The organism is Marinobacter panjinensis, from assembly GCF_005298175.1.
GTDB classification, from domain to species: domain Bacteria; phylum Pseudomonadota; class Gammaproteobacteria; order Pseudomonadales; family Oleiphilaceae; genus Marinobacter; species Marinobacter panjinensis.
Genome location: NZ_SZYH01000001.1, coordinates 1,584,383 through 1,611,045, shown reverse-complemented (window position 1 = coordinate 1,611,045; position 26,663 = coordinate 1,584,383). Strand labels below are relative to the sequence as shown.

The following is a 26,663-nucleotide window of genomic DNA, read 5'->3' as shown; positions in this document are numbered from 1 at the left end:
TTTACCGCTTGAAGAACCTCGGGTTGCGTTCGATGAATGAATCGATCCAGCGTTCCAGGAATGATTTCTGCTCGGGATTTTTCAGGTAGCGCCAGCCCAGGGCCGAAATCACCAGCGCGCCCACCGCATCGACGATCAGGTCCCACATGGTGTCCGTCAGTCCCGATGGGTCACCCAGCATGGGCTTCTGCATGTTCATGCCGAACACGGCATCCATGGTGAATTCGAAAACCTCCCACAGCGCGCCAACACCCAGGGCAAACATGAAGGCGAAGAAGGCCACGAAACCGGGGTTCATATGGACGTGTATTTTCTCGGTTTCGTTCATGATGTGGACCAGCAGGAAGCCCAGAATGCCCAGCAGAAAGCCGGACATGGTGTGCAATGCCATATCCCACCACCAGAACCGGGTGTAGTAACCGCGGATCTCGCCCAGGAACAGGGAGGCGAACACAAACACGATGGCAGCAAGCTGCAGTTCTGGCGGGATGTGAATCCGGAAGCGGCGCTCAAACAGCAGCGGGAAAAAGGTGATGGCAATAATCATTGCTGTCAGGAACGCAGTAAACCAGCGCTGACCCCAAACGGCGAATACCGTTTCAGCAAGCAGGATAAGCTGCAGTGCAATCGTGATTCTCTGGTGGGTAATCCGGATGCGCATCGGTCGGAGGCTCAAGAAATCAGTGTGTTAACCCTACCACAACATGATTGATGCTTGCTGCTGGCTGGATGAAATCAACCGGGGCATTCGTGACCTGGCGAGCTTATCGGATTACTATCCGGAAATGGGTGTTTGCATCAATATCTCAGCCTGGGAGGCTCACCCTGGAGTTGACCGAAACAGCGGCCAACATGGCTTGGCAACACACAAACTCTTTAAGGAAGCTGCTGTTATGTCTGGACAAACTGTATGGATTACCGGAGCGTCCGCCGGTATCGGTGAGGCGCTCGCTGTTCGATTTGCGCAGGACAGTGCCCGCCTGGTTCTTTCTGCCCGGCGTAAGAGCGAACTGGAGCGCGTTGCCCGTCGTTGCCGTGACGCAGGCCTTGCGGCTGATGAGGTACTGGTGCTGCCTCTGGACGTGACTGACTGGGCGTCGTTGCCCGGAGCGGTCCAGACGGTGCTCGATGCTTTTGGCGCCATTGATATTCTGGTTAACAACGCCGGTGTTTCACAGCGCTCATTGTGCAAAGACACCGATATGGCGGTCTACCAGAAGCTGATGGATGTGGACGTGATGGGCCAGATTGCGCTGACCAAGGCGGTATTGCCCCATATGCTGGAGCGCGGTGCCGGGCATCTTGCCGTGACGTCCAGCGTCGCCGGCAAAGTAGGCGTGCCCCTGCGAACCGGCTACTGCGCGGCCAAACACGCGGTTATGGGCTTTTTTGATGCCCTCCGTGCGGAAGTTGAAGGGCAGGGGGTGCACGTATCGACGATTACTCCCGGTTTCATTCGCACGGACATCTCCCGCAATGCGCTTGCCGGCGACGGCTCGGCGTTTGGTGAGGAGGACGAGGACATTGCCGGCGGCATGGATGTGAATGAATGCGCCGAGGTGGTCTTCAAGGGCCTGCAAGCGAAGAAACGTGAGATTCCGGTAGGCAAGGGCAAGGAAATGGCCGCGCTGTGGCTCAAGCGGATCTCGCCGGATGCGCTGTTCCGCATTACCAGAGCTCGTTCCTAGGGCCTGTTAAAACCGATAGTTCAAACCAACTGCGACGAGGTATTGCGATTCATCGTAGAAAGTCAGGTTGGACTGAGTGTTGCCATAACCGGCAAAAGAGACAAATGACCAATCCTCCCACTCCATGAACCCCGGGTATTCGTAGGCAGCGAACAGGCTCAGCTCATCGTCCGAGCGCGTTTTGCTAAACAGCGTGCTTGAGCTGGCGTAGTCGCGCATTGCGTAACCCGCAGTCAATACCAGGCGATGTTTGTCAAAAATGTTGAACCAGCTTATCTCGGTACCGTATGAATCGAAGGAATTGGCACTGCCATCTGCGTCGTGTTGGATATAAATGGCGGAAGGCATAAGAAAGCTGGTGGGCGAGAGCGTGAAGCGGTATTCGCCTTTTGCATAGTAGCTGTGAGCATCGCGCGCCAGGTCGGTCCCTGCGTTGAGGTCGTCTTCAACGTCTGTGGTGGCAAAGGCAAGATCCAGACTGAAATCAGAACCGGAAATGGTTTCGAGCCTGAGCCGGTATGCATTGCCTTTTACATCGGTTTCTTTGCGTTTGGTATTGATTTCATAGGGGTTTTGCCAGGTTTCTCCGGATATCACCGTTGGTAAAAAGGAAACGTTCAGGACGGTGCCAGAGGCGAGCTCATGTTTGTATCCCAGCTGCATTGCCAGGGTTCCGACAGCAATGTCTTCCCTCGACGTACCGAAGTAAAACTGACGATTGAGATTGGCGCCGAACGTATAGGCAATGTTTCCCAGAGGCGCGATAAGCCCTTCTGAATCACTTTCCGCGTCATTTCCAAGGGAGTCGATCGTCGCGTCACCGTCAGTGTTAAAGTTGGATGCTGAAGACGTAACGCCTGCATTCAATGATATTTCACCACTGATTCCCTGTTGCGGGGCAAATTGCGCGTAGGCGGGAAAAGCGATGAACAGGGCGGAGAAAGCGAGGCTCTTTTTCATTTGGAAGCTCCTATACGTTTTCGAGTTTAGGACACGGCTATTCACGGCACACAGGCGATATCTTCCCCGGCCGAAATCACTATCCTGGCGAGGCAGAGCTCCACGTCTGACAGCTTACTTTGTGGCACTCGATCAGTGTTTACCTGAAAAGCGATGGTAATCTCACTCTGCGAGTAATGGCGCAGGCTGGAACTGTACCCGGGAATCCAGCCACCATGACCATAGACCGGAGACAGCTCGCTGGACCGATTGATGGCAATGCCCAAACCATAATCTACGCCGGGGGCATCTGCTCCGATCGCTACAGAGTCGAGCATGGTGTCGAGATAGGGCGCTGGCATGGCTCGACCGCGGAAAAGCGCATCTCCCCAGTGCGCCAGGTCACGGGAAGTGCTGATCAGCCCGCCACCCGTCCACTCCAGCCCCGGATGCCACGCCAAGAAGCCGTTTTGGTCTATGGTTTTCGGAGGAAACCCAAAGGGATTGTCTGCAGCGACATAGCCAGTGGCGAGATTGGCTAGTAATCGTTGGTCGGAGGGTGTTGTCTGGTCCAGTCTCAGTGGCGCCAAAAAACGCTCATCGAGCTCTTCGTAGTAGCTTCGTTTCGTCACGCTTTCGATGACAAGTCCTGTCAGGATGTAACCCGTGTCGGAGTATGCCCAGCCTTTCCCAGGGGAAAACAGGGGGCTTGTGTCGAGGATGAAGCTGATGAGAACGTCCGGAGTGAATGCATTGCCCGGATTGGGCCACTGTCTTGCAACCGCCTCGGCAAAAGCTGGCATGTAGACATGGTTGGGTAACCCCGAAGTGTGGGTAAGCAAATGACGAAGAGTCATGCTTTTATGATTCGGTAGACGTTCAAACCAGGCATTGTGTCCCAGCCAGTTTGATACGGGCGCGTCCAGATCGATATTACGCTCCCGGGCCAGGGACACTGTAGTAGCAGCCACAAAGGTTTTGCCAATGCTCGCAGCCAGCATTCTGGAAGAGACGGACATTGGGGCCCCGGATTCAACATCTGCCCAGCCAGCGGCGGCAGAGTAACTTACGCCGTCAGCTAACACATAGGTGGCGGTGATGCCGGGGAGCTTGTACTGCGCTTGAAAACGTTTCAGGGCAGTTGCGAATGTTTCCGGTAAAGAGTCGTTCGTTGATGGATTCGGAGTGTCAGCGCATGAGGACAGCCAGGGGAATATCAGAAAGAGCGTGATAAGCAGTCTGGTGGGTTTCCTGCGCATTTGATTCATGGCGAGGGCGCCCGCTCTCCGGGAATGACTTCTGTGATGCTGTATTTGCGTGTAAACATGGTTTTCCGATTCAGCCAGACCAGTGCTACAGCAACAAGCGCAAAGAGGTAGGTGTCGTAGGGCTGTGCATCTGGCCAGACCGGATTAATCAGCATGAAATGAAACAGCGCCGGCAGCAGAATGCTTCCCCGTGAGACATTGAAGAGCGGTGTTACGATAACGCTCAGGGCGATAGTGCCCAGGAAGAAAGGCATAAACGACCACGCACTTTGCTGGGTGCCGCTGAGCAGGAAGGCCGGGGTATGCCAGAGGCCCCAGATAATGCCCAGAATCAGAGCGGCCCAGATGGGGGCCACCTTTCGCTGTAGCAGGGGCAGTGCCAGTCCACGCCAGCCAAATTCCTCGATGGGGCCCTTGATCGCGATAAGAATCAGCGCCCCGAGAAAGGACAGAATCGAGTCGAAGGGAAAGCCTGTCTCGGAAATATTGCCCTTCATGAGCGAACCAGCCACAAACACCAAAGGGACTCCGATTAGCAGAAATGCATACCACCACCGGGAACAGCGCCAAATCAGAAAACGGCCAAGATATCGGCGTAAACCTTCGATGCCCGACAATCGGAAAACCACGATAAAGGCCGCAATGGCCGGGGCCCAGACCGCAAGGTAAAACAGGGGGTGTTGACCGGTAATTTCGCCAAAAACACCGACCATGGTTTCTGGTAAAAAAATGAACGCAGCGAGGATTCCCCAGGCAATTCCGAACGTCAGCGCCAGAAATAATGCCAGCGAACCGAATGGGATAGTTTCCGGTTGAACGGTTTTGCCTGGAGAGGGCATATGTAGTGTCCCGGATGCGGATGGCTATTGGGCGAACCGTTATCGCTGTACAGTTCATGATAGGCATGAAAAAGCCGGGCGGTACAGACAGGCGCCTTCAGATTCCGGCTAACGGGATGTCTTCTTGATATGCGTCAAGAGCGGCCGGCCGATTGGTAAGATACTGGCTAACACAACGTTGCCTGAAGGCGGCATGTGAGGGCGAGATGAACTACTCAGACTATGCAAAGGAGACCTGGCGTCACCTGGCGCTGGACAACGCGGCGCAAGATTATTCAGTGCTCGTGCATTATGCGACGCTGGCGGCGTCCAGTCACAATACCCAGCCCTGGATTTTCAAACTGGAAAACAACCGGATACGGATTCTTCCGGATCTGTCACGGCGATGTCCGGCTGTCGACCCTGACGACCACCACCTGTACGCGAGCCTGGGCTGTGCCGCCGAGAATCTGCTGCTGGCAGCAGAAGCGGCGGGGCTGAAGGGCCACTGTTCCTATGATGCCTCAACCTCGGGGGTCAACATTGATTTTGAGGAAACAACCCCTTTCCGGTCGCCTTTGTTCGAGGCCATTCCCCAAAGGCAGTGCAGCCGCGTCGAGTACGATGGTTCGCAACTCTCTGCCGAGCAGTTGCAGCAATTGGAGAAGGCCGGGCAGGGTGATGGAGTCTCCATCATTGTGTTCACTGATGGTGAACAGAAGGAGCAGGTGGCGCGATATGTGGCGGAAGGCAATACCGCCCAGTTTGGCGATTCAGAATGGGCCCGGGAGCTCAAGTCCTGGATTCGCTTTAACGGTTCAGAGGCGGTGACAAAAGGTGACGGTCTGTATGGACCGGTCATGGGCAACCCGGCAGTGCCTCGATGGCTGGGTTTGATGGCGATGCACTTCGGGTTCTCTGCGAAGAAGCAGAACCAGAAAGACTACCGTCACATCCGGAGCTCATCTGCGATTGCAGTACTGGTTTCTGAGATCGACGACAAGCCCCATTGGATTGAAGCCGGTCGGTGCTACGAGCGACTCGCCCTGCAGGCCACCGCGTTGGGCCTGAGTACGGCCTTTATTAATCAGCCGGTTGAGGTGGCTCCGCTGCGAGCGGAATTTGCCCGTTTTCTGGGTGTGGGGAACCGACGGCCGGACTTTGTCGTGAGAATTGGTCGCGGAGCGGAAATGCCACGATCCCTGCGGCGGCCGCTGGAGCAAGTTATCAAGTGAACCGAGGCAGCGCTGAACTTTCTGCTCCAGAGCTTCTCGCCATGGGCCGAGTAGCGGGTGATGCTGGCTGCGCCATTTTCTTCCAGCAGGAGGGTGGCCACGATATTTTAAGGGATTAGGTAGGCCCCGAGTATGAGAACCTGATCATGTTCAAGCGTGCCTTTGTTATTTTCGGGATAGGACTCTTCTGCCCGCCCGTGGCAGCAGATCCCGAAACAGACCGCTGTACCTTCAGCGAGGTCCAGCCGGAGTCGATTGACCTTGACCAGCCCCGGGACCAGTTGGCACGCCAGAGCGATATGGTGATCCCGGAAGGAGCCCGCATTGGCCAGGTTCGTATCATTCGCCGACCGATTTTTGATGTCAGTGATCCGGACCAGGACAATGTTTTTTACCGCACTATGAACGCACTCAATACGCCCACCTGGGAGTCTGCTCTGCGTGCCCAGCTAGTGTTCCGTGAGGGCAATGTCTACGAGCCGGATGCCATCGCCGAGTCCGAGCGCATTCTCCGTCAGCGCGAGTACCTGGCCGCGGCCTGGGTTGGTGTCACTCGTGTCTGCGGGGATGAGGTGGAGGTAAGTGTTCTGGCACGGGATACCTGGACGTTATTTCCTACGGTCGGAGGGTCACGTTCCGGTGGCGAGAACACAACCAACACCGGTATTTCCGACCCGAACTTTCTGGGGTCCGGCAAGAGCGTGGGGATTTCCTACACCAGGGACCCGGACCGCACCGAGACCGGCATAAATTATGATGATCCCAATGTCCTTGGTTCCCACTGGCAGTCGGGATTTTCCTACGATAAACGCAGCGACGGCCGCGGCCGTAGTGTCTACCTGGAACGACCATTTTTTAGCCAACGTACAGATTGGCGCTTCGGGCTCAGCGGCGTGGACGACGTACGGGATGAGTCCCGTTTCGTGGGGGCCGAGGCCATTGCTGATTACCGCCGTAGCCAGGAGTTCGTCAGTGTTGATGTGGGCTGGCGGCTCGCGGAGCGTAATGATCGCCAATGGAGGCTGCTTGCCGGTTGGCGTTATGATGCGCTGAATTTTGAACGCCTGCCGGATGAGCCCGACCTGGACTTACTGCCGGAAGACCGGACCCTGAGCTATCCATGGATCGGTTTTGACTACCGCGAAAACCGCTTCCGGGAGATGACAAACCTCACCCGCCTGCAGCGGGTTGAGGATGTCCGGGATGGGTTTGTGTGGCTTACAGAACTGGGTTATTCATCTCCCGGGCTGGGAGCTACAGAAGATCGCGTCGTGTTGAACATCGAATTCGAGGATGCGCTGCTGGCTACCGAAACCAACTATGCTCGCTACGGGCTCAGCCAGAGTGGTAGTTATCGCCTGGATGAAAACCGTGTCGAGAATCTTCAGGGGACACTCAATCTGGAGTACTTTCACGGTGGTTCTGTGCGGTGGACGAGCTGGTATACCCATCTGTCTGTGACGGCAGCCCGAAATCTGACCGCGGACCAGCAGCTATTGATCGGCGGTGAAAATGGCCTCCGAGGATATCCGAGTGACTACCAGCAGGGTAACCGGCGAGCACTCTGGACGCTGGAGCGGCGCTATTTTCCGGACTGGCATCCGTTCAAGCTGTTCCGTTTGGGCGGTGTTCTGTTCACTGACGTGGGTCGTGCGTGGTTCGATGACGGACGCAACAATGGCCCGGCTGATGGCGTCCTGAAAGATGTGGGGTTCGGTCTGCGGCTGGCCTCAAACCGGATTGAAGTACAGCGGATGCTGCACCTGGACTTTGCTTTCCCGCTGGACGGGGACGACAGCATTGACCAGGTGCAGGTGTTGCTGCGGGGTCGAACGCAGTTTTAGGCGACGGTTCTGTGGTCAGTCCTTGAACGTCCGGCTGAACTGGCTGGAGTCATTGAAACTGCAGGCCAGGGCGATGGCGGTGATTTTATGCCCGGGCTGGCGTAGCAGATCACGGGCCCGGGTCAGCCGCCGGAAACAGGCAAACGGCACCGGGCATAAGCGGCGTCGCGTTGTTGTTCTGGCATGACCTGCAGCTGGGTAACGCAACCGGCGCCAGCATACTGTTTGCCGCTGCGGGTACTTTCTGGTTTTCCATGGGGAACCTGGTGAGCATAGAGGTTCGACTTGCAGAGATCCCCCTGCTGGTCGCCAATGCCTGGGGCATGGTCTATGGCGCCTTGATCCTGGGTGTCTGGTGTCTGATTCAGGGGGTTGAGTGGGTGGTGCCCACAACGGCCACATTCTAGGGTGCAACGGTGCTGTTCCCGATAGTGGCCTTGAGTGTGTCAACCTGGCTTGAGGGTTTCCAGTGGACTATTACGGCGGTACTGGGAGCGATGCTGGCCATACTGGGGAACTACGTGTTGTTTCGCCGACCCGGTCAGAAGACGTAGCGTCTGCTGTATACTGCGAACGAAAACACTCCCGGAAAATAATGGACGAGCGCAATGACAAACAGAGTTGATATCCATTACTGCACAGGCTGCCGCTGGCTGCTACGTTCGGCCTGGATGGCACAGGAACTGCTGACCACCTTCGAAGGCGAGCTGGAATCGCTGGCGTTGCATCCGGGAAGTGGCGGTATTTTCGAGGTGTGGGTTAATGAAAAGCGGATCTGGTCCCGCAAGGAGCAAGAAGGATTTCCGGAGATCAAGGTGCTCAAGCAACTGGTACGGGACGAAATCGACCCTGAACGCTCGCTCGGACACGTGGATCGCTGAAGCCCGGGATCAACGAGTCTACCCGGGCTCTCCTGTTACGGGTGTGGTGCCCTCAGAAGGAATGCCCCAGTAATCCCAGAACGCCCAGAACGATCAGGTAGCCTGCCACGATGTAGTTGAGCAGCTTTGGAAATACCAGTATGCCAATGCCTGCACCCAGACTGATCAGGGGGGCAAGTTCAAGGTGAAGTGTCATACGTCTGCTCTCCTGCAATGATTATTTTCTGACGAACGCCAGGAATCCACCCGCAACAACGGCTGCGGCGCCACCAATCAGGTACCACATGGTTTCATCCGTAAAGCGACCGGTGAGCGTTTCAGTAATCTGGTCCCCCACTGATTGTGTAGACTGGTACCCGAAGAAGAGCAGGGCAATACCAACCACCAGCAGAACCAGGCCAATGAGTTTCGTGCTTCCCATTCCAATTTCCTTATAGTGTGCTTGTGGAACCAAATCTCAAGGCCCAAAGTAGCCCTGAACACTGCCAGTGTAGCAGGTGAATGGGGCAGGGTATCTTACCGGAGTGCAACTGTTAATGACTGCCATGACCAACGACGAAATGAACCAGATCCTCGAATTGAATGGTGAAGAGCGATACGACTACTTCCTGAGCCTGGTGGGTGAGGAGCGGGAAATCTGGATTCTGGTGAATTCGGAGAACCGCTTCCTGAAGATCGAATCGGACGACGGTGCCCTTGCTCATTTGCCGGTATGGCCCAGCTCGGCATTTGCGGTGGAGTACGCGAAAGGTGCCAGTGACCTCTCCCCGAAAAGTATCTCGCTACCTGATTTTTTCAAAAAATGGGTACCTGGCCTGACCAAAGACGGCCTGGAGGTAGGTGTCTTTCCCGGCCGCGGTGACACACTGTGGATAACAGAGCCGGAGGAGCTGAAGCGCGACCTGCAGGACGAGATGTCAAGCTTCTGAAGAAGGGGAAAAGAGCTTGGAAGCATTACTCCTCATCCTGGTTTTAGCCGTTGCGGTGCTTGTTCCGGTTGGCTCCGTCCTGGGCTTTCTCGCCTTTCGCCGGCGTGGTGACCAGTCGGCTCGTATGGCGTCACTGGAGCACGAACTGTCAGTGCTGCGAGCAGAAATTGCAGGGCTCAAACGCCAGATGGTACGGGGGGATCAACCGCCGGCATTGGAACTGGACGAGCCTGAAGCGCCCGTCGTCACCGCGCGGCATCTGACGGAACCGCATCCCGGGCCAGCCGCGCCATCAACCGATGATTGGGTTGTTTCGCCCCGCCCGGAAACCAGTAACGCATCGGACTCAGGAAAGTCTTCCCGCCTGGTTCGTACCCTGAAAGAAAACTGGATGGTCTGGCTTGGCGGTCTGAGTGTGTGCCTGGCGGGAATATTCATGGTCAGCCATTCCATCAATGCCGGGCTTATTGGCCCTGTGCAGCAACTGATCATGGCTCTGGCAAGTGGTCTTGCGTTGCATGCGGGAGCGGAATACCTGCGCCGCCGTAACCAGGTGTTCGCTGCGCTGGCGGGCGGCGGCAGTATTACCTTATATGCCGCATTGCTGGCCGGTGTACACCACTATGGACTTGTCAGTCCGACGACGGGGCTGGTCGGCCTGGCGGTGGTATCACTGGGCACCATGGTGTTAGCACTGGTTCATGGCCCGTTGCTGGCAGTCATGGGGTTAAGTGGTGCCTATCTGGTGCCTCTGCTGATCGGTGGTGAGGATGGCAGCGTGGCATTTGTGCTGGCTTACAGCTTCCTGATTACCCTCAGCTCGCTACTGTTGATGCGCTATGTGTACCGCGACTGGCTGTGGTACGCCACATTGGCTGGCGCACTTTTGTGGTGGTTGGTTACCGTGTCTTCTGCTGCCGCTGGAGCCGCGACAGCCTGGTATATCGCCGGGTTGTTTCTGGTCTTCGCGATCCTGCCGGGTTCGGCAAAGGTGGAGGCGCCGCGCCTGCGGGAAGTGCTGATAGCGCTGTTGATTGTCTGGGCACTGTCGATGGATGACCAGTCAGTTTCCAGCCCGCTGTTCTGGAGCTGGTTGTTGATCCTGCCAGTGGCGGCGCTGGCTCCACAGAGCCGCGGAGCGCTGTGGTTTCTTCCCTGGGGTGCGGTGCTGGCCAGCGCAGCAGGCTGGTTGGGGTACAGGGCTCGCAGTGGCGCAGACACGCTGTTCCCGACTCAGATGCCCCTGGAGCAACAGGACAGCTTTCTTTCCTATCTCATTGCTGCCGCCGTAATCACTGTTGGTCTGGGATTGTGGCACTGGGTGCGTCAGAGTGATCAGCGGCGGTGGGCCTCGTTAACGTTTCTGTCACCCCTGGTATGGCTGGTTCTAGGCTGGTTACTGATTCACGGCTCCGAAACGTCTGTCACCTGGTCGGTGGCGATGCTGGTCATCGGCGGCGTGTACGGTGTGCTGGCCTGGAAAATGGAAGCGCTCGAACGCTATCGGGGTGGCGTTGTCTGGGCCGTTCTCGCGGCGCACATGAGTTACTCCCTGGCAGCAGTGATGCTGTTCCGCGAAGGCTCACTGACGCTGGCGCTTTCTGCCCAGTTTGTCAGTCTGACCTGGCTGGCGCGCCGCTATGAGATGCCGGAACTGTACCTGCTGTTGAAAGTGGCGCTGGCCCTGGTCGTTGCACGGCTGACCTTCAATCCATGGTTGCAGGACTACGATGCCTCTGTGCATTGGTCCCTGTGGACCTATGGTGGGGCGGCGCTGTTTGCAGGCATTGCCACCTGGATGGCCGGCAGGAATCATGGCATTCGCCCGTGGCTCGAAGGGGCAACACTGCATTTGCTGGTGTTGTTCCTCGGCGCAGAGATGCGTCATTGGCTCTATGAGGGCGATATTTTTGCCCATGAGTACAGTTTCACCGAGGCGACCATCAACACCATGCTGTGGGGCGCGCTTAGCCTGACCTACATGGTGCGCGCAAGAGCAAGCCAGTCGCTGGAATGGCTCTATCGCCTGTTCTCGTGGATTCTGCTTGGACTGTCCATACTGAGTTATCTCACTCTCGTTACTGTGCACAATCCCTGGTGGGGCGACAGCGTCATTGGTGATGCTGCGATATTCAACATGCTGCTGCCTGCCTTTGGTGGCCCGGTGCTGCTGGCGCTTGTTGCAAGCCGGTTCCCTCAGCTTGCACCCCGGCTATGGTCGTTGTGCGTGGCAGCTGCCTGTTTTGCGTTGTTTACCCTGCTGGAAATTCGTCAGCTCTGGCAGGGTAGTGAGATGGGGCTGTCGTTTGGTGTGTCAGAGGGGGAGTTGTACAGCTATTCGGTAGTGGGCATGTTGTATGCCATTGCCGCCATTTTCTATTCTACGAGACGTGACAACGAGGTGCTTCGCAAGGCGGGCATGGCCCTGCTGGGTGTTGTGATAGGCAAGATATTCCTGATCGACATGGCGGGCCTGCAGGGCCTGTGGCGGGTAGCCGCGTTTATGGGGCTTGGCCTGGCGTTGTTAGGGTTGGCCTGGATGTACGGGAAAACGCGGCGCATGCCTGAGAGTAGCTAGTTTGGGCAGAAGGTGGCAAAGTTCGCCACACCAAAATTCAACTTCAGCAAGAGGGTATTCCGGTGACGGACCTTGTAAATTACCAATTGGAAGATGGCGTAGCCACAATCACTATCAGTAATGGCAAGGCGAATGCGCTGAGCCACGACGTGTTTGAGGCGCTGAATCACGCCCTTGATCGGGCCGAGGAAGACAAGGCCGTGGTCATTCTGACGGGACAGCCCGGTATTCTTTCCGGCGGCTACGACCTGAAGGAAATGCAGAAAGGGCCGAAGGAAGCGTCCGCGCTGGTCACGGTCGGTTCACGGTTCACCCGTCGCCTGGCAGCCTTCCCGCTGCCGATAATCGGTGCCTGCAGTGGCCACGCCATTGCCAAGGGCGCGTTCGTTCTCCTGTCGGTGGACTACCGCATTGGTATCGAGGGTGATTTCAAGCTGGGCCTGAACGAAGTGGCCATCGGCATGACCATGCACCATGCCGGTATCGAAATTGCGCGCCACCGCCTGTCGCCGTCGCATTTTTACCGTTCCGTGATCAACGCGGAAATTTTCAGCCCCAAAGGAGCCGTTGAAGCCGGTTTCCTGGATGAGGTGGTTGCGCCGGAGCAGCTTAAAGCGAGGGCGAATGAAGTGGCCCAGCAGTTCCGTAAGCTGAACATGAAGGCGCACGAGCAGACCAAGCGTAAAGCCAAGGCCGCGTATCTCGAACTTCTGGATGATTGTATCCTGAAGGACGCAGAACACCTGGGATTGATGAGCTGAACAGGATGGGCCGCATGGTGCGGCCCGTCACCCGAATAATGAAGGAGCGGCGTCGTGTCAGAGTCCGAACAGTTCGCCAGTGATAACTACAGCGGTGTTTGCCCACAAGCCTGGAAGGCGATGGCCGAGGCGAATTGTACCGATGAGCCGGCCTACGGCGAGGACCGCTGGACACAGCGGGCGGCGGATGACCTTCGAACGCTGTTTGACACGGATTGCGATGTCTACTTCGTGTTCAATGGCACCGCCGCCAATTCGCTTGCCCTGGCCTCCATTGGCCAATCCTTTCACAGTGTTATCTGCCATGAGCTGGCGCACATAGAAACCGACGAATGTGGCGGGCCCGAGTACGCCTCAAACGGGGCCAAGTTAATGTTGGGGCAGGGCGCGGACGGAAAGCTGACTCCGGAAAGTATTGAGTATCTGGTTACCAAGCGCAGCGATATCCACTATCCCAAACCCAAGGCCCTGAGCCTGACCCAGGCCACCGAGGTGGGCACGGTTTATACGCCAGCCGAATTGCATGCTATCCGCAGAACAGCGGATCAACACAGGCTGAACATTCATATGGACGGCGCCCGTTTCGCCAATGCCGTGGCAGCACTGGACGTGCATCCTTCCGAGATCACCTGGAAGGCAGGGGTGGATGTGTTGTGCTTCTCGGGCACCAAGAATGGCCTGGCGTTGGGTGAGGCAGTGGTGTTCTTCAACCACGAACTGGCTGAAGACTTCGAGTGGCGCTGTAAGCAGGCAGGGCAGCTGGCCTCAAAAATGCGGTACATTTCGGCGCCCTGGTGCGGGCTGCTGGAAGGGGATGTATGGCTGCAGAATGCCCGCCACGCCAACGGGTGTGCAGAACGGCTTGAGAAGGGACTTCAGGGGCTGCCGGGTATCAGGCTTCGTTATCCCAGGCAGGTGAATGGTGTTTTCGTGGAGATGCCGGAGCCGGTGCAGGCCGTTTTGCGGGAGAAGGGTTGGAATTTTTACAACTTCATTGGTGGCAGCGCTCGTCTGATGTGTTCATGGTCCACCACATCGGGGCAGGTGGATCGATTTCTGGCAGACGTGCGTGCACTGGTGGCCTGAGTCCGCTTGCTGGCTATCGCCAGAGAGCCAGCTTCATGGTATATCAGCATCGTATTTGTCCCATTTTATATATTGGAAGCAGTAGCAATGCCAAAAGCAGGTGAAATCAAGAAGAATTCCGCAGTTGAATACGAGGGTGGCGTTTACTTCGTCAAGGACATCGAGCGGTCAGTGCCCCAGGGCAGAGCCGGCGGCAGCCTTTACCGTATGCGTCTTTACGACGTAGTGACCGGCTACAAGATCGACCAGACGTTCAAGGACTCCGACATGCTGAATCTGGCCGACCTGGTCCGCAGACCGGCCACGTTCTCCTATTCAGACGGCGAAGAGTACGTCTTCATGGATACTGAAGACTTCACTCAGTACAGCCTGAATGGCGAGGCCATTGCCGATGAGTTGCTGTTTATCAACGAGGATACCCAGGGCTTGATGGTTATTCTTGTTAGCGATGCGCCCGTGGCGCTGGATTTGCCCCCGACGGTGGACCTTGTCATTGAGGAAACCGATCCCTCGGTCAAAGGCGGATCTGCAACGGCAAGGACCAAACCTGCCCGGCTCACCACGGGCCTGGTTATTCAGGTGCCTGAACATATTTCCACTGGCGACCGGATCAAAATCAACGTGGAAGAGCGCCGGTTCCTGGGCCGGGCCTGAGGGTATGGTTCAGCGCAGCGAGTGAAGAAACTGCCGGTGTTGTCGCAGCGCGCTGTCTATGCCGGCAGCTCTGAGGCGAACCGTCTGCCCTGGCATGCACTGGGCCAGGAGGCTGGCGGCCAAGGGTGTGAGATTACCCAGGCGCGGGTAGCCGCCAATGGTCTGCCGGTCGTTCAGCAGGGCGATTGGCTGGCCATCCGGTGGTACCTGAACGGCGCCCAGTGAAATCCCTTCCGACACCAGTGAGCCGATGGTGCACTGAAGTCTGGGTCCGGTCAGGCGTACGCCCATACGGTCCGCACGTTGATCCACCTGCCATTCGGCATTAAACGCATCAAACAGGCTTCTGCCGGTAAAGGCCGCAATCTGGGCACCCGGAAGCAGGTTCAGTGTGGTTGTCTGCCGGTAGTCCCGCTGTTCCGATTCCGGCGCAATCTGCTGGGCCGGAGTGCTTTCCGCTTCGTTCACCGTAAGGGTGTCGCCCTCGCGCAGGCTGGTTCCCTGGCCGTCAAATCCGCCTAGCTGTTCCCGTACCACGCAGGCGGCGCTTCCCATGACAGTGTCACCCCGGAAACCTCCGGCGACCGCCAGGTAAGCGCGCAAGCCGTTAACCGGTGAACCGAAGGTAAGTGTATCGCCGGCACTGACGGCCAGTGTTCTCCACATGGGCGCGGATTGCTGGTTGTGCCTGACGCCCAGATTGGCGCCGGTGAGCGCAATGGTCAGATCCCGCTCCGCCACCAGTTCCAGCCCGCCAAATGTGATTTCCAGCACTGCCGTGCCCCAGGGATTGCCTGCCAGGTGGTTGGCCCAGGCCCAGGCATGCAGATCGGCCGGCCCACCCTGAGTGACGCCCAGATGCCGCACCCCGAAACGGCCTGCGTCCTGCAACAGGGCAAGCGGGCCAGCGCGGGAGACGCGAAATCCTGTCAGGTGACTTTCGCTCATTTCGCCGGCCCCCCGTTTGTGGGTGTGGTGTCGCCACCCTGTGCTTCGAAAGTGTCCTGATTCACCGCCACAAAACGCACGCGGTCGCCCACTCTCAGCAGGCTTAACCCTTCGCGGTTCCGGTCAAACAGCCGTATGGGGGTTCGGCCGATCAGGTTCCAGCCGCCAGGCGTCACTATCGGGTAGGCGGCGGTTTGCTGGCCGGCAACGGCCACACTGCCTGCGGGCACTTTCTGGCGTGGGGTATCCAGGCGCGGACAGGTGAGTGCCTCGTTCAGCAAACCCATAAAAGCAAAGCCCGGTGCAAAGCCCAGGGCAAACACGCGATACTCCCGGCTGCTGTGGGTCTCGATGACTGACGCCACCGAAAGACCCGACAGGTCAGCAACCCGCTGTAAATCAGGGCCAATTTTCGGGTCGTACCAGGTGGGCAGTTCGTGCAGTTTCCCGCTGGCGCCGGCTTCGGCGGGCTCGAGGCGGGCTAGTATGTCGATCAGTCGTTTTCTGGCTTCGCAGGGGCTGATGTGAAGCGGATCGAAAACCACCAGCAGCGTAGTGTAGGACGGCACCAGGTCCACCAGGGTGTCGCCGAAGGCGGCCTCGCATTCTTCAGCGAGGGCAGTCAGCCACAACAGGTTGTTTTCCTCGATGCTGTCGAACAGCCGCACCATCCAGCCGTCAAGGCCGGCCCGCTCGAGGCTGGGTAAGCGTGTCGGATTCATGCCCGCTCTTTAAGTTGGTTGAGCATTTGGCGGATGGCGCGAACGGAGGCTACCGACTCCTCGTTATCTCCGTGGACACACAGGGTGTCCGCGGTCAGGATCAGCTCACTGCCATCGCTGGCGGTCAGTGGTTGCCCCGTGGCAATGCGCTGGGCCTGGTCAAGAATAACGTCAGGATCATGGTGCACGGCGCCGGGCTGCGCCCGGGACACCAGTCGGCCGTCGGCGTCGTAGGCGCGGTCGGCAAAGGCCTCAAACCAGAGTGTGAGGTCTTGCTCACGAGCCAGCTCACGTATTGAGCTTGTGTCGCGGGTTGCCAGGGTCATCAGCGGAAGCCCGGAGCCATAGGCTTTTATGGCCCGGGCAACGGCGCTGAAGATTTCCGGCTTGTGTGTCATGTCGTTATAGAGCGCGCCGTGGGGTTTCACGTAACGGATTTCAGTGCCTTCGGCCCGACACATGGCCGCCAGCGCGCCAACCTGATACAGCACCAGGTTTTCGATTTCCTCCGCTGAAAAGGCCATGGAGCGTCGGCCAAAACCGACCAGGTCCGGATAGGCCGGGTGGGCACCGATGCCGACCGAATGTTCTGCCGCCATGCGAACCGTGCGCCGCATGACATCGGGATCAGATGCGTGAAAGCCGCAGGCTATGTTCGCCAGGTCCACATGGGGCATAACCTGGTGATCCATACCCATCACCCAGGGGCCGAAGCTCTCACCCATGTCTGCGTTCAGCAGTAAAGATTTCATGGTGTCCTCTCCGTTTGCACAAAAACTGCGTTATGGCTCAGAAAATGTTAGAGCGTTCATACTGTCTGGGCCACTCCACGTTTTCCGCTTTCAGGGTTGCAGCGGCGCGAAGCGGCCAGGCCGGATCCGATAACAGCGCCCGACCCAGAATCACCAGGTCAGCCTGGCCATTGGCGATAATCGACTCGGCCAGGTCCGGGCTGTGAATCAGGCCAACGGCACCGGTAGCGATATCCGCCCGCGCGCGCACTGCCTGGGCCAGCGGTACCTGGTAGCCCGGGTGAATGGGAATATTCTGGCGCGGATCGTTACCCCCTGATGAACAGTCTATCAGGTCGACGTCGCCCTGAAACCGCAACAGGGTGGCCAGCCGCACGGTGTCGTCGAGGGTCCAACCGCCGTCGACCCAGTCGGTGCAGGACAGCCGCAGGAACAGCGGCAGGTCGCCTGGCCATTCCTCGCGAACCACTGCGATGGATTCCTGCAGGAAACGAATGCGATTTTCAAAGGAGCCGCCGTACGCATCCGTGCGCTTGTTGCTCAGGGGTGACAGGAACTGGTGAATCAGATAGCCATGGGCACCGTGCAGCTCCAGTGCCCTGAAACCAGCTTCCCGCGCGCGGCGGGTGGCGGATTTCAGGGCCTGTAGTGATTCGCCGATCTGATTCTGGTTCATTGCTTCCGGCACTTGCCACTGGCTCGCATAGGGCACCGCGGATGCCGACACCAGGTCGTCCCAGCCGCCGGTGTCTGACCGTAGCGGGTGAGAACCTTCCCAGGGGCGACCCACCGACGCCTTGCGGCCAGCGTGGCCAAGCTGAATGCCGGGCACGGCGCCCTGATCCGAGACGTAACGGGCGATGCGGGCAAGGCGGTCGCGTTGCTCGTCGTTCCACAGGCCTAGGCAATGTGGGGTGATCCGCCCCCTGGGTTCGATGTGTACGGCTTCAGTAAACACCCAGCCGGCGCCACCGGCTGCCCGGGCGCCCAGGTGAACAAAGTGCCAGTCGTTGGAGAGCCCGTTCTCGCCGGAATACTGGCACATCGGGGAAAGCATGATGCGGTTGCGCGCCTCCACTGACCGAAAACGGATCGGCCGGAACATATGGGGGTTGGGGTCACGCTTCAGGATGCGGCGGGCATTCTCACCACCGGAACGGGAATCGGTAACGGCCGCGGCGGAACGGGTATTTTCGTTACTCATGGGTCTGAGGTCCTTTTATTGTTGGTTGAGAGCCCAGCAGGTGACCGTAAGCGCGGCGAACCCGCCATTGGCTCACCATGAACAGGGTGGCGCTGACGGTAATGGATGCCAGCAAGGCCAATACAAACGTCACCATTGGGGGCACGTGGCCTACCAGAACCGCTATAACCACAGCAAAGGCGACGAGGCTTAGCATGCCTTGTTGCGCCGCTGCCACCGTGGCCTTTGCAACGTCGGCCCCATATCGGTCGTGGAGCGTCCAGCCGATGGTGAACAGGCCCACGGGAAAACCGACCAGTATGCCCGACAACATGGGGCCGGAGCGGGCCGCCAGTGTGGTGGCTACCGCCACAAGCACACCGGCGAGGAGTCCACGCAGTACCACATCGAACCACCCGGAGACCGCCACCACTTTGGGTTGTTTCAGGGCGAGCACGCGTTTGATGATTTCGGCTGAAAGCAGAACCACGCCATAGATCACCACAGCAACCAGTACACCGCCGGGAATGAAGGAGAACAGGTATGCCCCCGGAATCCATACCAGGGTCGCCAGCCCAAGGCTTGGCAGGGCGCCCAAGCGCTCGGCGGTCAGCACGAAACTGATGCTGAACAGCAGTGTGGCGATCAGCGCATGAAGGGTTGCCAGCGCTGCGTGCTGAATGAATTCAGGTGTCCACTCCTGCAACAGGAAAAAGTAGCCCGGGCCCAGAATAATGGGCGTTCCGGCAATAATGCCTCCCAGCCTGGGGCCCAGGTTGCCTACTGCAACCGACACACCGATGACTACCAGTGCGGTAGCGATGAGTTTGGTCAGCAGCACGGTCAGCATGGTCGTTACAGCACCTGTTCGACAGCTTTCGCCAGCCGCAACAGGTTGTCATCCGCGCCGTTGCGACCAATCAGCATCAGCCCGCCTGGCAAGTAGCCAGGCTTGTGGTTGGGGAGGGTGATGGAGCACAGGTCCAGCATGTTCGCCACGGTGGGGTTACGCAGGATCAGCAGGTTCAGGCGGGCGTAATCCTCATCTGCGGTCAGTTCCTCGAATCGTGGGGGAACCACTGGCACTGTCGGGGCAAGCAGGCCGTCGAAATCCTGCAGCCATTCGTCCGCCTCTTGCTTGCGTCGCTGCCGGCGGCGGCACAGCTCCAGGTAATCGGCAGCGCTAATGGCAGCGCCACGCTCGATCCGGCTGCGCACGCGGGGGTCGTACTGGTCGCCGTGGTTCGCCAGTGACTGGCGGTGCACGAAATAGCTTTCTGCGGCGGTGAAACCGCCGCCCTCCATGAGCTCGGGGATTGCGGCCAGCACCGGCGCTGGCGCTTCAATAAGACTGGCGCCGGCATCGCGCAGACTGTTCAGGCTGCGGGCAAATGCCTGTGCAACTGTGTTATCCAGATCGTCCAGCATGTAATCGGTCGGGACCACAAAGCGCATGCCCTTCAGCGAGAACGGTCTGAGTGGCTGGTATTGGCGACCGGACAGCACAGCATCGAGGCGGGCGCAGCAGTCCACTGTCGGGGCAATAGGGCCGATGGAATCGAGGCTGTCGGACAGCGGAAAAGTGCCGTCACGGGGAACGCGGGACTGGGACGGCTTGAAACCTACCAGGCCACAGAACGCCGCCGGAATCCGCACGGAACCGCCTGTATCGGTGCCGACAGCCCCGGCGGCCATTCCCCGGGCCACCGCCACCGCAGCGCCGGAAGACGAACCACCGGGAATGCGACCCGGCGCCAGAGGGTTATCCGGTGTGCCGTAGTGGGGGTTGAGTCCCACTCCGGAGTACGCAAACTCGGTCATGTTGGTATGGCCGGTGATCACCGCGCCTTCACGCCGCAAACGGGAAACAATAACCGCATCGGATTGTGCCGGCGATTGCCAGCCCCGGGATCCCGCATGGGTGACTTCGCCGGCCACATCAAACAGCGCCTTGAGGGCAATGGGCAGTCCGGCAAGTTGTCCTGCGGTCACCCCGGCATGGCGAAGCCGGTCAGTGGCGTCGGCCTCGGCGCGCGCGGCTGTATCAAAGCGCCGGGTGTAGACCTGGGCTTTGGAGTCGTCGTAGGTGTCGATCTGCGCCAGGCAATTATCCAGCAGTTCCGTGGCCCGCTTTTGGCCGCTGTTCATGTCATCGAGCAGTTTGGCAAGTGAGTCTGGCTGGTTCATGCGACCACCGGCAGGGTGCGGATGTTGTACCGGTGCTGGAGTTCGCGGCCAGAGACAGGATCTTTCAGCACCATGCGAAAAGCCTGTGCCGTGCGTAGCTCACCGATCACCGGAAGTGTGCCACACAGCATGGCCTGGCCCGGTGCCAGTTCGGCTTTGTCCAGGCCGAAGCGCCGTAACAGTTCCGCAGGATGCAGCAGGCCAGTGACCGGACCCTCCTGGTATAACACTTCTTTGCCGTCGATGGTGGCGTAGGACGCCATCTGCAATTCGTCCCAGTGGTCGATCACGCTGTCCAGTCGCCACACCTGAACGCTGACGGGCTTGGCGCAGACCTGCTTGGAATGGGCCACGGACCAGGCTTCGGCTTCGCGGTCGGTGTGATCGGAGCCGATACCGACCAGGGTGCCCTGATCGGTGCCGATCAGAACCACTTCCACCTCGCCACTGGAGGCTTCCCCCAGTACCTGAATGTCCGGAGCCGTAGTGAACTGATCAGCCGCGACGCGGTAGAACAGCGGGGTGCTGGACGGCGGTGTTACGCCAATCTCCTTCAGCTCTTCGATGTGCTCGTCGATGGCAGACTGCACCCGTCCTGCCCAGCCGGCGATGATGAGCTCGCGGACATCGACATGAATGGATTCCTGGGTGTCTGCAAGTTGGAAGTCTGTCATTGAGTCACTCCGATAATTGGGTTCATGGCTGATCACTTCATCAGCTCAGGGAGGAACGTGGCCACTTGCGGGAACAGCACCAGCACAATTGCCATCAGGAACATGATGCCAACGTAGGGCATGGCGCCTTTCATCACGTCGCTAAAGGGTCCGCTTTCACGCACGCCCTGAACCACGTAGAGGTTGAGTCCCACGGGCGGAGTGATCAGCGCCATCTCAATAAGCAGAATGATCAGGATGCCCAGCCACACCGGATCGAATCCCAGGGCGATGATGATGGGGGCGACGAGGGGAATGGTGATGACCATCAGCGACAGTGTCTCGATGAAGAAACCGAGAACGATGTAAAGCAGGATGACCAGCACCAGCGTTGAATAGGGGCCGAGGCCGGCGGTTTCGAGAAAACTGGTCAGTTCCCGTGTTACGCCGGCGGAGGCCAACACGAAATTGAGGAAGTAGGAGGCGATGATGATCAGCATGATCATGCCGGTGGTCTTCATGGTGCCGTCCAGGGCCTGGACAATCACCTTAATGGACAGTTTGCCCATGGATAGGGCGATCACCAAGGCGCCAAGCACACCCAGGGAGGCCGCTTCTGTGGGTGTTGCCACACCAGCGTAGATGGATCCAACCACGATCCCGAACAGCGTCAATACCGGTACCAGGTGTTTGAGACCGGAAAATCGGTCTCCCCAACTGTGTGACACGCTGGGGCCACCCAGACTCGGCTTCCAGATACAGATCAGGGCTGTGCCAACAATGAACATGAGAGCAAGCAACAGGCCCGGTATCAGACCGGCGGCAAACAGCTGCGGAATCGAGGTTTCGGTCAGGAATCCATAAACAATCAGGTTGATCGAAGGTGGAATCATGATGCCCAGGGTACCGCCGGCGGCAATCGAACCGGTGAACAGTTTGGGGTCATAACCCATTTCCTTGCCTTGTGGCAATGCGACCGTGCCGATGGTGGCGGCCGTTGCCACACTGGAACCCGAGGTGGCCGAAAACAGGGTTGCGGTGCCGATGTTGGCGTGCAACAGGCCACCCGGCAGCCAGGACATCCAGCTCTCCAGGGACCGGTAGGTGCCGCGGGCAATGCCGGTGCGCACCAGAATCTCGCCCAGCAGGATAAACAGCGGTATGGCAATCAGCAGGTATTTATCAGACGCCGACCAGAGCACATCCCCCATCGCGTTGAGCAGCGGGAAGGGCGAGAACAGTTCCGCCAGCACCAGGGCCAGTGCAATCAGCGTGGCCGCGACAGGAACGCTAAGAAGCAGCAGAACCATCAGAATAACCAGTGCGGTAATGATCATGAGCGTGCTTCCCTGTTTTCATCGCTAATCTGTTCGTCCAGCGTCGGACTGCCCGCCAGTTTCTGCACACCTTCGGTGTCGCCGCTGAGCAAACCGAAAAAGGCTCTCAGGGAAACCATGCACACGGCAAAACCAAACCAGACCAATCCCACAAACCACAACGCCTGTGGCATCCACAAGGGGGTGCCCAGTGGCGTGTTGGCTGTCGATCCGCCGCTGTAGGAGTGGCTGAGGACAGCGAAAACCGCGTCGACCACCAGAATGGAGAACATCGCCAGTGCCAGTAGAGCGACCAGGTCAAGCACACCCCGGACCTTCATTGGAAACGTGAGATACAGGGCATCAATGCGGATATGCGCCTTGCACATCAGAGTGTAGGCGAAGGACCAACTGGCGCTGATGGCCATGATGTAGCCGGTGAGTTCGGTGGCGTGGACTGCAGAACGCCCCATAAACACCCGTGAGGCCACTTCGATGGTAACCAGGGCCACGGTCAGCAGGATCATCACGCCCCCTGCCCGGGCAAACCAGAGCGAGCCGACTTGAACACCAGCGAGCACGCGGTCCAGAAACGAGTTCACCTGTTGCAACATATTGTTCTCCAGACCGACCGGGGCAATGTGGCTGCCCCGATCGCCGTTGTGGGAGAGAAGCGTATTACTTGGACGCGTTCAGACCGGTTACTTCACCTACGGTTTCGTTCCAGCGGTCAACCCATTCCTGGTCGACGCGCTGTGCCCAGTTAGGCAGCAGGGTTTTTTCCAGGTGGCGAGAAGCTTCAGTGAAATCACTATCGGTGGCTTCCACCAGTACCATGTCTCCGGCGTCACCGCGGGAGCATTCTCCGTTGCCGGTCAGGCAGGCAATGCCTTCTTTGGTCTCATCCACTGCGGAGGCCCACACCGGGTCTTCATAGTTTTCCTTGATTTCAGCGGTCAGCCACTCCTGGGTTTCCTCTGAAAGCGAGTTCCATTTCTTGCCATTCATTGCGGTAACCACATGGTCCCAGCCGCCCACTGGCAGCGGGTACAGATGGGTGGATACTTCGTGCCAGCCCGAGCTGTAGCCGGACAGGGAACCTGTCACTGCGCAGTCGATAACGCCGCGCTGCAATGCACCGGGTACTTCGCTGAAGTTCAAAGTGATGCCTTCGGCGCCCAGGGCCTGGAGGAATTCGGCAGTGGTACGACCGCTGGCGCGAACTTTCATACCCTTGAGATCACTCAGTCCGTCAATCTCCGCGTTGCAGAACACCATTTGCGAAGGATAAGGGACAACGGCCAGCAGTTGAGCACCGTCGTACCGTCGTTTAAATGCATCCGCGAGAACCGGACGATAGGCTTCCGCCACTTTGCGCGCGGTGTCCACGTCGGGAGCGATCATGGGCATGTCCAGGGCTTCCAGTTCCGGGGCATCCTCAACTGCATAATCGGCTACCGTGGAAGTGACCTCAATGACGTTACGGTCCATCAGACGAAAGACTTCACCGCCACCCAGGCCCATCTGGTCAAAAGTGGTGACCTTGGTGGAAATCTGGCCATCGGAGGCTTCGGGAACGTGTTTCTCCCAGAACGGACGTTCGAAATTCTGGTAAAGGGACAAACTGCTCCAGCTTCCCACATAGTTAAAGCTGGTCTTGTCCAGGTCCTGTGCCAACGCAGGCGAGCTGGCAAATGCCAGGCCCATCAGGGAGGCTGCAACGAGGGTTTTTCTTGTAGTCATGGTGATTTCCTCATGGTTTTCGTCGGGTTTGTTCTGATCGGTTCTGATTAAAATAGAGCCAGGCTGTTGTCAGGAATATCCGTGACCAGCATGTGCCCAGGGCTGTGGGTGATCGCGAATTCGATACCGGAGTCGATCAGGACCTGCTGTGGTGTTACACCACAGGCCCAGAACACCGGAACTTCATTCTCACCCACGGAAACGGAGTCGCCGTAATCCGGCGCGCTCAGATCGGCAACGCCGATCAGCGATGGATTGCCGAGGTGCACGGGAGAACCGTGAACCTGCGGGTATCGGGTGGTGATCTGGATGGCGCGGATGGCATCGGCGGCCACAAACGGTCGCATTGAGACAACCAGGTTGCCGCCAAAACCGCCCGCGGGAGTCAGTGGTACCGAGGTGTTGTACATAGGTACGTTTCTGGCTTCGTCGATGTGGCGCACCTGAAGCCCGGCGCTGATAAGAGCGTGCTCGAAGGTAAAGGAGCAGCCAAGGGCAAAGGTCACAAGGTCATCCCGCCAGTCTTCCGCCACATCAGTACGGGTGTCGCTCACATGACCATGGCGGTAGATACGGTAGGCGGGCACATCGCGGGCAATGTCCAGATCCCTGCCTAAAAGCGTGCAGGTTCGGGCGCCGGGCTCACTTACAGCGAGCAGGGGGCAGGGTTTTGGGTTGGCCTGGCAGAAACGCAGGAAACCCGCTGCCTGCGATTCCGGCAGGATAACCAGGTTGACCTGGACATAACCGCTGGCCAGCCCGGACGTTGGCCCGGTCAGGCTGCCTTCTCTCGCGGCTTTGCGAACAGCCTGGGGTGTTGAATTTGCGTCCAGCTGAGCGATGCTTGTCATGTTTCTGCCCGATAGATGAGTTTCTTACATTTAAGGCAGAAGTAATGATTAACACAAATCGAAATTTAGGATCAGTTTTGATAGAAAAAACGGATCACTCAGATTTTTCAACGCTCTGCGAGGACTGTTCGACCACTCCGGCGCGTTCTTTTGCGGTTATCTGTGCAAGTTCTGCAATCGCGTGTACGACACTGCTGCTTGGTGCGGCCCTGTAGGCCGCAATGAAGGTGAGATCCGGCACGATTGCTTCAACCTCGAATTGCTGCAGCACGCCGGTGTCCAGTTCACGCTGAAGAATTTCCCGGGGAAGGGCGCTAACCCCAAGACCGTCCACCGTCATGCGGATGATGGTTGAAAGCGACGAGCAGGAGTGAATGCGGGTGGAATGGTTCATGGGGTCCACCAGCGAGCGGATGGCAATGTAGGGCTCACTCTGTCTTGGGTAGGTTACGATTGGCCATGTGGCGAGCTCCGCCAGGGACATGGCCTGGTCGGGAATGTTGAGCTGGGGACTTGCAACCCAGGTCAGCGAATAGCGGCACAGGTCACGGTTTTTGATGCCGGGCTGGTTGACGCCGCCCATGAGAAAGGCGATGTCGATCTCGTGGTTCTTGAGTTTCTCTGCCAGGTTGACGGAGATATCCACGTCCAGTTCAAGGTTGATGGCCGGGTAGGCTTCGCTCACACGTTCCAGCAACTGAGGGAGCCAGGTATGGGCGATGGTTTCCGAGACGGCAAGGCGAATGGTGCCCTGGATGGACGATGGTTTGGCGACGGCTTGCAACATTTCACCGTGCAGGCTCAGCATTTTCTCGGCGTAAACCAGAAATTCCCTACCCTTGGCGGTCAGGGTGATCTTCTTGCCGGAACGATCGAACAGCTCTATTCCAAGCTGGTCTTCCAGCCCGGCAATACGGGCCGAAACCGACGGTTGTGAGGCGTAGACCCTGCTGGCTGCAGCGCGGAAACTGCCCAGTCTGGCGATCCAGACAAACGTTTCCAGGGTGCGGATGTTCATCAGATCCCCGCATCCTTGACGCTCTCCATTACCACAAACGTACTGGTCTGTAATACATGGGGCAGGGCGGATATCTGCTCTCCCAGCACCTGCCGGTACTCCGCCATGTTCCGGGTGCGTACTTTCAGCAGGTAATCAAAGTTGCCAGCGATCATATGGCACTGTTCCACTGCCGAGATCTGTTTTGCCGCATTGTTGAACGCCGTCAGGGCACTGCTGCTGGTGTCGTTGAGGGTGACCTGTGCAAACGCGATGTGGCTTTGCCCGAGTTTGGTCTGGTTGACCAGGGCGGTGTAGCCGGTAATGTAGCCCTGCTCTTCCAGTCGCCGCATACGAACCTGGCAGGGTGTTTTCGACAACCCCACACGTGAGGCAAGTTCAGTTACCGTGATCCGCGCGTGCTTCTGCAGTTCGCGGATGATGGAGTGATCGATTCTGTCCAGTTCGACCATAATTTCATTTCCCGGCTGGATATACGGCTATTCAAGGCCACGAATATAATCAAAATACCTGCACATTAAAACTATATGGACAAAGGGCCTTCGCTGAGTTGGCTATACTGGGGATGTTCAGTCATACACGCGCCAGTTGATAGTCCCGGAGACCACC

General features: G+C 58.1%; 30 protein-coding genes. 10 read left to right on the top strand and 20 right to left on the bottom strand.

Translation table 11 applies throughout. The annotated features are described in order from the left end of the window. Position 1: 1 nt before the first annotated feature. Positions 2-661 (bottom strand): DUF2238 domain-containing protein, encoded by a 660-nt coding sequence (locus FDP08_RS07325; RefSeq protein ID WP_137435333.1) that lies wholly within the window; start codon positions 659-661, stop codon positions 2-4. A 232-nt stretch (positions 662-893) separates the two neighbouring features. Between FDP08_RS07325 and FDP08_RS07320 the strand changes: the two genes are divergently transcribed. Continuing rightward, on the top strand, positions 894-1,688 hold the full coding sequence (locus FDP08_RS07320) for an SDR family oxidoreductase (protein WP_137435332.1): 795 nt from the start codon (positions 894-896) through the stop codon (positions 1,686-1,688). A 6-nt stretch (positions 1,689-1,694) separates the two neighbouring features. On the opposite strand, the gene FDP08_RS07315 is transcribed toward FDP08_RS07320, so the two are convergent. Genes FDP08_RS07315 through FDP08_RS07305 form a run of 3 tightly spaced genes read right to left on the bottom strand, consistent with a single transcriptional unit; the run spans position 1,695 to position 4,734 of the window. Then, positions 1,695-2,648: a DUF2860 domain-containing protein gene (locus FDP08_RS07315; protein ID WP_137435331.1), complete on the bottom strand. Its 954-nt coding sequence runs from the start codon at positions 2,646-2,648 to the stop codon at positions 1,695-1,697. Between the two features lie 41 nt (positions 2,649-2,689). Then, positions 2,690-3,886, bottom strand: a complete 1,197-nt coding sequence (locus FDP08_RS07310) for a serine hydrolase domain-containing protein (protein WP_228263347.1) — start codon at positions 3,884-3,886, stop codon at positions 2,690-2,692. 5 nt (positions 3,887-3,891) lie between these two features. Continuing rightward, entirely contained in the window at positions 3,892-4,734 is an 843-nt protein-coding gene (locus FDP08_RS07305; protein WP_137435329.1) for a CPBP family intramembrane glutamic endopeptidase, read from the bottom strand. Positions 4,735-4,940: 206 nt separating this feature from the next. On the opposite strand from FDP08_RS07305, the gene FDP08_RS07300 reads away from it, so the two are divergent. Next, positions 4,941-5,948 (top strand): Acg family FMN-binding oxidoreductase, encoded by a 1,008-nt coding sequence (locus tag FDP08_RS07300; protein ID WP_137435328.1) that lies wholly within the window; start codon positions 4,941-4,943, stop codon positions 5,946-5,948. Positions 5,949-6,094: 146 nt separating this feature from the next. Then, the gene (locus tag FDP08_RS07295; RefSeq protein WP_137435327.1) at positions 6,095-7,792 is read left to right on the top strand and encodes a BamA/TamA family outer membrane protein; all 1,698 of its coding nucleotides are present in this window, start codon (positions 6,095-6,097) and stop codon (positions 7,790-7,792) included. 15 nt (positions 7,793-7,807) lie between these two features. On the opposite strand, the gene FDP08_RS07290 is transcribed toward FDP08_RS07295, so the two are convergent. Beyond that, on the bottom strand, positions 7,808-7,942 hold the full coding sequence (locus FDP08_RS07290; RefSeq protein WP_228263252.1) for a helix-turn-helix domain-containing protein: 135 nt from the start codon (positions 7,940-7,942) through the stop codon (positions 7,808-7,810). Positions 7,943-7,965: 23 nt separating this feature from the next. Here FDP08_RS07290 and FDP08_RS20700 point away from each other — a divergent pair, with 23 nt between their 5' ends. Both FDP08_RS20700 and FDP08_RS07280 read left to right on the top strand, forming a co-directional pair. Next, positions 7,966-8,199, top strand: coding sequence for a hypothetical protein (locus tag FDP08_RS20700; protein WP_427901841.1), 234 nt, complete (start codon positions 7,966-7,968; stop codon positions 8,197-8,199). 201 nt (positions 8,200-8,400) lie between these two features. Then, positions 8,401-8,673: an Rdx family protein gene (locus FDP08_RS07280; protein ID WP_137435326.1), complete on the top strand. Its 273-nt coding sequence runs from the start codon at positions 8,401-8,403 to the stop codon at positions 8,671-8,673. Between the two features lie 52 nt (positions 8,674-8,725). Here FDP08_RS07280 and FDP08_RS07275 read toward each other — a convergent pair whose 3' ends face one another. Then, positions 8,726-8,869, bottom strand: a complete 144-nt coding sequence (locus tag FDP08_RS07275) for a DUF3096 domain-containing protein (RefSeq protein ID WP_099617637.1) — start codon at positions 8,867-8,869, stop codon at positions 8,726-8,728. 21 nt (positions 8,870-8,890) lie between these two features. Then, a complete protein-coding gene (locus FDP08_RS07270) occupies positions 8,891-9,094 on the bottom strand; it encodes a DUF3185 family protein (RefSeq protein WP_137435325.1) in 204 nt (67 codons plus the stop codon). Between the two features lie 115 nt (positions 9,095-9,209). On the opposite strand from FDP08_RS07270, the gene FDP08_RS07265 reads away from it, so the two are divergent. From FDP08_RS07265 to efpL, 5 genes are all read left to right on the top strand, one after another. Beyond that, positions 9,210-9,602 (top strand): DUF2750 domain-containing protein, encoded by a 393-nt coding sequence (locus FDP08_RS07265; RefSeq protein ID WP_427901840.1) that lies wholly within the window; start codon positions 9,210-9,212, stop codon positions 9,600-9,602. A gap of 16 nt (positions 9,603-9,618) precedes the next feature. Next, positions 9,619-12,180, top strand: a complete 2,562-nt coding sequence (locus tag FDP08_RS07260) for a DUF2339 domain-containing protein (RefSeq protein WP_137435324.1) — start codon at positions 9,619-9,621, stop codon at positions 12,178-12,180. 62 nt (positions 12,181-12,242) lie between these two features. Further along, a complete protein-coding gene (locus FDP08_RS07255) occupies positions 12,243-12,941 on the top strand; it encodes a crotonase/enoyl-CoA hydratase family protein (RefSeq protein WP_137435323.1) in 699 nt (232 codons plus the stop codon). 54 nt (positions 12,942-12,995) lie between these two features. Further along, positions 12,996-14,027, top strand: coding sequence for a threonine aldolase family protein (locus tag FDP08_RS07250; RefSeq protein ID WP_137435322.1), 1,032 nt, complete (start codon positions 12,996-12,998; stop codon positions 14,025-14,027). 87 nt (positions 14,028-14,114) lie between these two features. Then, positions 14,115-14,681: an elongation factor P-like protein EfpL gene (gene efpL / locus FDP08_RS07245; RefSeq protein WP_137435321.1), complete on the top strand. Its 567-nt coding sequence runs from the start codon at positions 14,115-14,117 to the stop codon at positions 14,679-14,681. A gap of 9 nt (positions 14,682-14,690) precedes the next feature. On the opposite strand, the gene FDP08_RS07240 is transcribed toward efpL, so the two are convergent. The 13 genes from FDP08_RS07240 to FDP08_RS07180 all read right to left on the bottom strand — a co-directional run bounded on the left by FDP08_RS07240 (position 14,691) and on the right by FDP08_RS07180 (position 26,506). Next, complete coding sequence (locus FDP08_RS07240) at positions 14,691-15,629, bottom strand: 5-oxoprolinase subunit C family protein (RefSeq protein WP_137435320.1); 939 nt, start codon at positions 15,627-15,629, stop codon at positions 14,691-14,693. Next, on the bottom strand, positions 15,626-16,351 hold the full coding sequence (gene pxpB / locus FDP08_RS07235) for a 5-oxoprolinase subunit PxpB (RefSeq protein WP_137435319.1): 726 nt from the start codon (positions 16,349-16,351) through the stop codon (positions 15,626-15,628). Before pxpB ends, FDP08_RS07240 begins: the two co-directional genes overlap by 4 nt. Beyond that, the gene (locus FDP08_RS07230; protein WP_137435318.1) at positions 16,348-17,103 is read right to left on the bottom strand and encodes a 5-oxoprolinase subunit PxpA; all 756 of its coding nucleotides are present in this window, start codon (positions 17,101-17,103) and stop codon (positions 16,348-16,350) included. Before FDP08_RS07230 ends, pxpB begins: the two co-directional genes overlap by 4 nt. A gap of 37 nt (positions 17,104-17,140) precedes the next feature. Then, positions 17,141-18,208, bottom strand: coding sequence for an NADH:flavin oxidoreductase/NADH oxidase (locus FDP08_RS07225; RefSeq protein WP_345789450.1), 1,068 nt, complete (start codon positions 18,206-18,208; stop codon positions 17,141-17,143). A 91-nt stretch (positions 18,209-18,299) separates the two neighbouring features. Then, the gene (locus FDP08_RS07220) at positions 18,300-19,136 is read right to left on the bottom strand and encodes a hypothetical protein (RefSeq protein WP_137435316.1); all 837 of its coding nucleotides are present in this window, start codon (positions 19,134-19,136) and stop codon (positions 18,300-18,302) included. A 5-nt stretch (positions 19,137-19,141) separates the two neighbouring features. Beyond that, on the bottom strand, positions 19,142-20,473 hold the full coding sequence (locus tag FDP08_RS07215) for an amidase (protein WP_137435315.1): 1,332 nt from the start codon (positions 20,471-20,473) through the stop codon (positions 19,142-19,144). Beyond that, positions 20,470-21,147, bottom strand: coding sequence for a DUF2848 domain-containing protein (locus FDP08_RS07210; protein ID WP_137435314.1), 678 nt, complete (start codon positions 21,145-21,147; stop codon positions 20,470-20,472). The genes FDP08_RS07215 and FDP08_RS07210 overlap by 4 nt, the downstream gene beginning before the upstream one ends. 32 nt (positions 21,148-21,179) lie before the next feature. After that, positions 21,180-22,463, bottom strand: a complete 1,284-nt coding sequence (locus tag FDP08_RS07205) for a TRAP transporter large permease (RefSeq protein WP_137435313.1) — start codon at positions 22,461-22,463, stop codon at positions 21,180-21,182. Further along, the gene (locus tag FDP08_RS07200) at positions 22,460-23,056 is read right to left on the bottom strand and encodes a TRAP transporter small permease subunit (protein ID WP_137435312.1); all 597 of its coding nucleotides are present in this window, start codon (positions 23,054-23,056) and stop codon (positions 22,460-22,462) included. The genes FDP08_RS07205 and FDP08_RS07200 overlap by 4 nt, the downstream gene beginning before the upstream one ends. 64 nt (positions 23,057-23,120) lie before the next feature. After that, a complete protein-coding gene (locus FDP08_RS07195; protein WP_137435311.1) occupies positions 23,121-24,185 on the bottom strand; it encodes a TRAP transporter substrate-binding protein in 1,065 nt (354 codons plus the stop codon). A 47-nt stretch (positions 24,186-24,232) separates the two neighbouring features. Further along, positions 24,233-25,036, bottom strand: coding sequence for a putative hydro-lyase (locus FDP08_RS07190; protein WP_137435310.1), 804 nt, complete (start codon positions 25,034-25,036; stop codon positions 24,233-24,235). A gap of 94 nt (positions 25,037-25,130) precedes the next feature. Beyond that, on the bottom strand, positions 25,131-26,054 hold the full coding sequence (locus tag FDP08_RS07185) for a LysR family transcriptional regulator (protein WP_137435309.1): 924 nt from the start codon (positions 26,052-26,054) through the stop codon (positions 25,131-25,133). Continuing rightward, entirely contained in the window at positions 26,054-26,506 is a 453-nt protein-coding gene (locus FDP08_RS07180; protein ID WP_137435308.1) for an Lrp/AsnC ligand binding domain-containing protein, read from the bottom strand. Before FDP08_RS07180 ends, FDP08_RS07185 begins: the two co-directional genes overlap by 1 nt. Positions 26,507-26,663 lie beyond the last annotated feature (157 nt).

What these genes read in the sequence shown, in the direction of transcription:
- FDP08_RS07325 (WP_137435333.1), bottom strand. Translation starts at nt 661, where the DNA reads ATGCGCATCCGGATTACCCACCAGAGAATCACGATTGCACTGCAGCTT.
- FDP08_RS07320 (WP_137435332.1), top strand. Translation starts at nt 894, where the DNA reads ATGTCTGGACAAACTGTATGGATTACCGGAGCGTCCGCCGGTATCGGT.
- FDP08_RS07315 (WP_137435331.1), bottom strand. Translation starts at nt 2,648, where the DNA reads ATGAAAAAGAGCCTCGCTTTCTCCGCCCTGTTCATCGCTTTTCCCGCC.
- FDP08_RS07310 (WP_228263347.1), bottom strand. Translation starts at nt 3,886, where the DNA reads ATGCGCAGGAAACCCACCAGACTGCTTATCACGCTCTTTCTGATATTC.
- FDP08_RS07305 (WP_137435329.1), bottom strand. Translation starts at nt 4,734, where the DNA reads ATGCCCTCTCCAGGCAAAACCGTTCAACCGGAAACTATCCCATTCGGT.
- FDP08_RS07300 (WP_137435328.1), top strand. Translation starts at nt 4,941, where the DNA reads ATGAACTACTCAGACTATGCAAAGGAGACCTGGCGTCACCTGGCGCTG.
- FDP08_RS07295 (WP_137435327.1), top strand. Translation starts at nt 6,095, where the DNA reads ATGTTCAAGCGTGCCTTTGTTATTTTCGGGATAGGACTCTTCTGCCCG.
- FDP08_RS07280 (WP_137435326.1), top strand. Translation starts at nt 8,401, where the DNA reads ATGACAAACAGAGTTGATATCCATTACTGCACAGGCTGCCGCTGGCTG.
- FDP08_RS07275 (WP_099617637.1), bottom strand. Translation starts at nt 8,869, where the DNA reads ATGACACTTCACCTTGAACTTGCCCCCCTGATCAGTCTGGGTGCAGGC.
- FDP08_RS07270 (WP_137435325.1), bottom strand. Translation starts at nt 9,094, where the DNA reads ATGGGAAGCACGAAACTCATTGGCCTGGTTCTGCTGGTGGTTGGTATT.
- FDP08_RS07265 (WP_427901840.1), top strand. Translation starts at nt 9,210, where the DNA reads ATGACTGCCATGACCAACGACGAAATGAACCAGATCCTCGAATTGAAT.
- efpL (WP_137435321.1), top strand. Translation starts at nt 14,115, where the DNA reads ATGCCAAAAGCAGGTGAAATCAAGAAGAATTCCGCAGTTGAATACGAG.
- FDP08_RS07240 (WP_137435320.1), bottom strand. Translation starts at nt 15,629, where the DNA reads ATGAGCGAAAGTCACCTGACAGGATTTCGCGTCTCCCGCGCTGGCCCG.
- pxpB (WP_137435319.1), bottom strand. Translation starts at nt 16,351, where the DNA reads ATGAATCCGACACGCTTACCCAGCCTCGAGCGGGCCGGCCTTGACGGC.
- FDP08_RS07230 (WP_137435318.1), bottom strand. Translation starts at nt 17,103, where the DNA reads ATGAAATCTTTACTGCTGAACGCAGACATGGGTGAGAGCTTCGGCCCC.
- FDP08_RS07225 (WP_345789450.1), bottom strand. Translation starts at nt 18,208, where the DNA reads ATGTTCCGGCCGATCCGTTTTCGGTCAGTGGAGGCGCGCAACCGCATC.
- FDP08_RS07220 (WP_137435316.1), bottom strand. Translation starts at nt 19,136, where the DNA reads ATGCTGACCGTGCTGCTGACCAAACTCATCGCTACCGCACTGGTAGTC.
- FDP08_RS07215 (WP_137435315.1), bottom strand. Translation starts at nt 20,473, where the DNA reads ATGAACCAGCCAGACTCACTTGCCAAACTGCTCGATGACATGAACAGC.
- FDP08_RS07210 (WP_137435314.1), bottom strand. Translation starts at nt 21,147, where the DNA reads ATGACAGACTTCCAACTTGCAGACACCCAGGAATCCATTCATGTCGAT.
- FDP08_RS07205 (WP_137435313.1), bottom strand. Translation starts at nt 22,463, where the DNA reads ATGATCATTACCGCACTGGTTATTCTGATGGTTCTGCTGCTTCTTAGC.
- FDP08_RS07200 (WP_137435312.1), bottom strand. Translation starts at nt 23,056, where the DNA reads ATGTTGCAACAGGTGAACTCGTTTCTGGACCGCGTGCTCGCTGGTGTT.
- FDP08_RS07195 (WP_137435311.1), bottom strand. Translation starts at nt 24,185, where the DNA reads ATGACTACAAGAAAAACCCTCGTTGCAGCCTCCCTGATGGGCCTGGCA.
- FDP08_RS07190 (WP_137435310.1), bottom strand. Translation starts at nt 25,036, where the DNA reads ATGACAAGCATCGCTCAGCTGGACGCAAATTCAACACCCCAGGCTGTT.
- FDP08_RS07185 (WP_137435309.1), bottom strand. Translation starts at nt 26,054, where the DNA reads ATGAACATCCGCACCCTGGAAACGTTTGTCTGGATCGCCAGACTGGGC.
- FDP08_RS07180 (WP_137435308.1), bottom strand. Translation starts at nt 26,506, where the DNA reads ATGGTCGAACTGGACAGAATCGATCACTCCATCATCCGCGAACTGCAG.